Annotated in this window: 3 protein-coding genes and 2 pseudogenes; 3 read left to right on the top strand and 2 right to left on the bottom strand. The window is 49.5% G+C overall.

Annotation, left to right across the window (positions count from 1 at the left end):
* A pseudogene (locus V6C93_RS00840) lies at positions 1-1760 on the bottom strand (hypothetical protein); the annotation flags it as partial.
* A gap of 392 nt (positions 1761-2152) precedes the next feature.
* Complete coding sequence (locus V6C93_RS00835; RefSeq protein WP_333474740.1) at positions 2153-2407, bottom strand: hypothetical protein; 255 nt, start codon at positions 2405-2407, stop codon at positions 2153-2155.
* 724 nt (positions 2408-3131) lie between these two features.
* Between V6C93_RS00835 and mgsA the strand changes: the two genes are divergently transcribed.
* From mgsA to V6C93_RS00820, 3 genes and pseudogenes are all read left to right on the top strand, one after another.
* The gene (gene mgsA / locus V6C93_RS00830; RefSeq protein ID WP_333474739.1) at positions 3132-4409 is read left to right on the top strand and encodes a methylglyoxal synthase; all 1278 of its coding nucleotides are present in this window, start codon (positions 3132-3134) and stop codon (positions 4407-4409) included.
* Positions 4410-4790: 381 nt separating this feature from the next.
* Positions 4791-5099, top strand: coding sequence for an RNA-binding protein (locus tag V6C93_RS00825; RefSeq protein ID WP_333474738.1), 309 nt, complete (start codon positions 4791-4793; stop codon positions 5097-5099).
* 143 nt (positions 5100-5242) lie between these two features.
* A pseudogene (locus tag V6C93_RS00820) lies at positions 5243-6120 on the top strand (DUF2157 domain-containing protein); the annotation flags it as partial.

Genomic DNA, 6120 nt, shown 5'->3' with positions numbered 1-6120 from the left:
TTGGCGAGTTGGATATTGGTAGCTCTAACGGTTCCGCCTGCAACATTTAAACTCCCAGAACCGGTTCCCTGAATTGTGGCAGCATTGATATTGGTCAGAGGGCCAGAAATCCTAAAGTTACCTGCAACAGGAACACGAAACTGAGGGGGTACTTCTGCGAGTTGTCCGACCTGAACTTCCGATGCCTGAACTTGCGCCGTGAAGCTCTTTTGAGTTGCCTGAATATCCCTGACGGCAACATAACCCCCTGCAATTCTGAGATTCGCTGAGCCTGTGGCACGAATGTTCTGAGGGTTATTCAGGTTCCCGACAATCTGCGTCCTACCAGAGATGAGGCCAAGGGGAACGGGTGGTTTAACATTGTAAGTAAGTGCGATCGCATCTCCGGGTAAGTTATTCCCCTGGAAGTTAAAGGTCACCCCTCCGGCCTTGGCACCCAGTTGTACTTCACCGTTTCCCATCACCAGACCCCCTAGAGTGGGTAAGGCTCGCAGGTTGCTCACGGATAGGGTAGACCCGACGACACCAAAATCAGATGCGATCGAGCGAAATTTTACTTTATCAATCTGAGCAATCTTTGTGGTGATAAACTTCCCAGAAACAACGGGTTTGCTAGGAGTCCCAGTGACTTGAAGCTGAGCTTTCACCTCTGCCGCTGCGGGCACCGGTATTTTTTTGATGTTAAAGGTCTGCAAAACCTGCGGCAACTGAACGGCTTGAGTCTGTGCCGACAGATTAAATCCGGCTTGGGTATCCACTGTCCCATTGGCTTGGGCCGGGATTTGACCAAAAAGCGTGTTGACCTTTTCTAACTGAACTTGTGTGCCTTTAAAGCGCAGCTGACCACTGGTGTTGGCAAATGCCTTCGGCAGTGGGTCGAGTTGGGCGGTAACATTCTTAAGACCTACGGTTCCCAAAAACGTCAACGGCTTGTTGGGTATCGACGTAACTTCCAGATTGCCATCGATCGCTCCGGATTTTAGGATGAGGGGCAATTGAATTAAACGACCAACCTCTGGGGCACTCAGATCGTTTCCTAAAATCGCGGCTTTGATTTCTCCGGTTGCGGGGATGCTATTGCCATTAAGGGTGAGATTTCCCCCACCGATTAATTGACCCCCTAGATCGAACTTGATTAGCTTATTGTTATTGAGAAACAGAGCTTTCCCAGAGGGTATAGAGAGGGCGATGGGTTTCCTAGAATTCCCGCCTGCCCCCCTCGGTACGAGGGCAACATCTGCATTCCGAAGCCGCAAGACATTTAGCTTGATATCGATCGCGCCTTTCGGTAACTGCTGTACTTTAAGGTTAACCCACTTCCCATCTTGAGCCTGTTCAATGTAAGCTTTTGGCTTGACTAGGGTGACATCAAGTGGTAGTTGACGCTTGGTCAGGAGGGGTAGGAGATTAAACGTAACTTCCACCGCTTCTGCGGAAGCGCGATCGGAGTCTGTAGCAGTTGCGGGTAAGCTGGAGGCACCAAACCGCAAACCAACCGGGGATAAGCCTTCTACAGGCCCCAACTTAACCGGACGATTCAGGAGTTTAGTAACGGTTGTCTCTACCTGGGGCGCTAATTGCTTATAGACAAAGAACCACACCCATGTTAATCCCCCGCCAATCCCAGAAAGCAAGAGCAAACTGAGGATAATCGCTAGGCGATGCCACTGTCGTCGCCTAACCGCAGAGGTAGAAGACTGTTCTGTTTCGTTTCCAGAATTGGGTTCCGGTTGGTTGCCTGGATTAGGAGCGTTGGTCATGTTCGTTTCGTCTCGCGCCTCAGACTACAGATAGTATTGTGGCTGCTGGCGTAATCCATCCTACTGGTAGGACTTCTTTTAATCGCTGGTAAAATCAGCCCTATTTGAGCCCGGTTTGTAAATATTGATCAAGAATACGTCAATTGGCTTAAGACCTTAGGTCTATAACTTCATTAAGGCTGCTCGTCCTTGACTATCCAAACCCTCAATAGCGATGTTGATGAGGGGATGGCTGTTAACTTTTGGCGATGGGTTGCTTCTTAAGCAGCCGCTACGTTAGTGCAGTAGGATGCGCAAATATCTAAGAGAGGGGGTGCCGTTAGAAGTGTCGGCCTTTTTTAACACAACGCGATCAAGAGTGCCCCCGACTTGGCTATCTTAAAGTGTCAATTTTATTGATGAGTTCGCTCAAGCTGGCTCAGTGAAGATGGGAAGTTATAGCAAAAGCCAGAGGGCAGAGGGCAGAAGGCAAAAGATTGACGGGTCAAGCTTTCAGTATTTGGCTGTGTCCTAATCGCCTTGGCGACTGCCATATCTCTCGGTTGGCCTGGATGCGTCAGGTTTTTAGGCATGAAAGTCAGAGCTTTTTGGCAAAATGTCAGTCTCAAGTCCCCTGGAGTAAAGGGTAGAGGTTTCGGTAAATGCATGATTGTAAATTGCCTCGATACAGCGCTTGCAATCTTAGCTGAAGAACTGGGAACGTCTATTCTATTCTCAAGGCACAGATATAAACTGTGTTCTAAGAAGACTAGAGATTCAGTTTTGCGGTCTGAACAGTTTTCTATGACGCTAAGGAGGGTAAACGGAGTTCCCTGCTTGACGGGCGATTGCCTAGGCAATACCCAGCAGTGAACAGTGAGCAGTGAGCAGTGAGTAGTTGGGCATACCAAATCCGCTGTTATAGAACCCCCCTTTCAATAGACCTGTTTCAAAAGTCTCCTTTCATGGTGGAGTGTGAGCGGTACGCTCATGAATGTCTCTTGCATAAATCCAGGAATGCCCCCTCGCATCCCCCAATTCTGGGGGACTTTGAGATTCTTCCCCCACCCAAGAGAGTTCTCCCCTTTTAGGGGAGAGGAGTAAGGACGAAGCCGTTTTTTCTAGGGGGGTTAGGGGGGCAAAAATCGAATGCAAGCAAGAGATCTAATGCCAGCGATTTTTCTCCCCCAGCCTCCCCCAACGTTAAAAGGAGGATAGTCAACCCGGAGTTGGTATCACTAGTCTGTAGAAAGATTCGAGTCAGAATCTCCAAAAGAGCGACGGTGGTAGGTATTATGTTGGGGTTCCATCTCCCAATAGTTACCTGGTCACTGCTCATTGATCACTACTCACTGATCACTGGTCACTGCTTGAATACTCTTCTGGTTAGCTATGCCCACCACCATTGCTCTCATTGCCCACGATCGCAAAAAAGACGATATTGTTGCCTTTGTTCGTGCCCATGCACCGATTCTTTCTCGCTACAACTTGCTCGCCACCGGAACCACGGGACAGCGCATCCAGGAAGGAACGGGATTATCGGTTGAACGAATGTTGTCTGGGCCAATGGGGGGAGATGCGCAAATTGCGGCACAAGTCGCCACAGGTCAGGTTATCGCTGTGATTTTCCTGATTGACCCCCTCTACGCTCAACCCCACGAACCGGATATCCAAAGCTTGCTGAGAATCTGCGAGGTTCACAACATCCCTCTTGCCACCAACCTCGCGACAGCAGAAGCGATCGTGGCAATACTGGGTCACACTCGTATCGGCTACCTCATCTTTAACCCCGTTTCGGGTCAAGGGAATGCGCAGCAAGATTTAGCGCTAATTCATCAGCTTTTAGAGCCTCAAGTTCGGCTAAATGTTCACTTAACCACCCCAGACGTTAGCGCAGAACAGCTCGCTCAAGATGCGATCGCAAAAGGAGCGGAACTCATTCTCGCTTCGGGTGGCGATGGTACAATCTCTGCTGTCGCTGGAGCAATATTCGGTACAGGGATACCCCTGGGTATCATTCCTAGAGGCACGGCTAATGCCTTTGCCGTTGCTTTAGGAATTCCCACCAATATTAGAGGAGCCTGCGAGACAGTTTTAGCGGGGACAACCCGTATTGTTGATGCGGCTCGCTGCAACGGGTTTCCGATGATTTTGCTGGCTGGTATTGGGTTTGAGGCTGAAATGGTTGAACGAGCCAACCGGGAGGCGAAAAGTCGATTCGGAGCTTTGGCCTATATCGTAGCTGGTATTCAACAACTCAACGAACACGAGCTGTTTGCCACTCAGATTGAGATTGAAGGTGTTGTCAATGAGTTCCAGGCAGGAGCAGTTACCATTGCCAATGCAGCACCACCCACCTCGGTTTTAGCTCAGGGATTAGGGCAAGTGATTGCGACGGATGGTCTTTTAGATGTGACGATCGCTACACCCAGTACTAAGCTCCAAGCGGTGAATGCTATGCTCAGCCTGTTTGGCTCAGCTTTAGTCAAGACTGCGCCGAACCGACCGGATATTGTCCACCTGCGCACTAAGCGACTCAAAGTAACAACAGACCCAGCTCAAAAAATCGTTGTGGATGGCGAGATCATCGGCACTACCCCTGTTGAAATTGAGTGTATCCCTAGTGGACTCACTGTTTTTGCATCGCCAGTTCTTGAAGAAATGGCTTGAAAAAACTACCTAACGCTGGATTTATGTTACTAGGAATACCATATACTTGGGTAGAGTTCCACAATTTCTGGAGACTGTACCAGAAATCCACAACGCTCTCTTAACAACTGCTGCTCTCCTTGCCTAAAGATAGGGATTACCTGAACTCACGATGCCAACCACGCTCCCTACTGTGGAGTTGTGGGTTTTACCATACTGTTGAGTTTTGTAACAGTTTGCTCGGCTCTCGTCTTGAGGGTCTACCTTGTGCTACGATTGCGGATGAGAATAAGTTCGGTTGTAGCGTTTGTTTCTAGTATTGACAGGTTTTCTCCCTTTGATATTGACAGGCTTCTCTCCGAAATCTCAATCTCTACACCCTCTAAGTTTTGGAGACATTCTATGTCAATTTATGTAGGTAACCTTTCCTACGAGGTCACTCAAGAAGATCTCACAGCTGTTTTTGCAGAATATGGTGCTGTAAAGCGGATTCAGTTACCCACAGATCGTGAAACAGGTCGCCTACGCGGCTTCGCTTTTGTGGAAATGGGTACAGAAGCTGAAGAAACAGCAGCAATTGAGGCTCTTGATGGGGCTGAGTGGATGGGTCGTGATATGAAAGTGAATAAGGCCAAGCCTCGCGAAGATAGAGGTCCTGGTGGTGGTGGCGGTGGTAACCGGAGAAACAATAACTTCTCTCGTCGCTACTAAGTCCTGAAGCCTAATTAACGTAAGAAGAGGCTCAAGCCGCATGGCTTGAGCCTCTTCTGCTATTCTGGTGTTTTATTCAAGAGGGCGATCGCGCCTTCCTAATCTAAAGTCATGATGGGTTTGAGTAGAAGGGATTGCTGCTTATGCCATCGCCACGCGATAGCGAAGCGCCACTGCCAAGCACAGAGCGCTCAATCAGAATTGAAGTCACGAGCAGTACTGCTCAGCCTGCTCTGTTGAAAGGTTTAGGTATATGGCGGCGCTTGGGTTTACTGTCTCAGACTCAACTCAAAGTTGAACTAACGACTCAAGCGTCTAATCCTGAACTGTTAGAAGGCTTAGATGCGTTTTTGCGCTTAGGCTTGCTTTCTGACACTCTCGTGCAAAAGCTGTGCCGAGAAAATCTCACTTGTCCACTGCCGCAGCCAATTGCCACTCCACCAGTCTCCACAGCGCCAGCGCCAGTATCACCCCGTACACCAACGCCTCAACGGTTGCCGGAGTTCGCCACAGACTTTGCTCCAGAGGAAGCGACGGCACCCGTAGCGAAACAATCCAGTCCGTCCCCCACCTGGCTAACGGAAATGTTGCAGTCGCTTCAAGCAGAACTCAGCGTCAGGTGGCTGCTGTTTCTAGGCGTGTTCATGGTGGTGGTATCCTCTGGGGTGCTAGCCGCCAGTCAATGGAAGAATTTCCCCGCCTCTGGACAATATGGGGTGTTATTAGGGTATACCTTAACGTTTTGGGCTGTCTGTGCCTGGGCGAATCGGCAGAGTAATTTGCGCTTAACCGCTCAGACGTTGCAGATTGTAACACTGCTACTGGTGCCCGTAAACTTTTGGGCAATGGACGGGTTCGGGTTGTGGCGTAATCCCATCGATTGGATTGTGGTAGGTTGTGCTACCCCGATCTTGAGTGCAATCGCTTTTTTCATCTGGAAACGAGAGCAACAACCCCCTTTACCCATCCTCAATTATTTAGGACTAAGTTACCTGCACTGGGGTTGGAGTCTGCCCGGATT

It is taken from the genome of Allocoleopsis sp., assembly GCF_036703385.1.
In the GTDB taxonomy this organism is placed as follows: Bacteria; Cyanobacteriota; Cyanobacteriia; order Cyanobacteriales; family Coleofasciculaceae; genus Allocoleopsis.
This window is presented reverse-complemented; position numbering and strand designations above follow the sequence as displayed.

Excerpts from the sequence above, each read along its gene's own strand:
- V6C93_RS00835 (WP_333474740.1), bottom strand. The coding sequence starts at position 2,407 with ATGCATTTACCGAAACCTCTACCCTTTACTCCAGGGGACTTGAGACTG.
- mgsA (WP_333474739.1), top strand. The coding sequence starts at position 3,132 with ATGCCCACCACCATTGCTCTCATTGCCCACGATCGCAAAAAAGACGAT.
- V6C93_RS00825 (WP_333474738.1), top strand. The coding sequence starts at position 4,791 with ATGTCAATTTATGTAGGTAACCTTTCCTACGAGGTCACTCAAGAAGAT.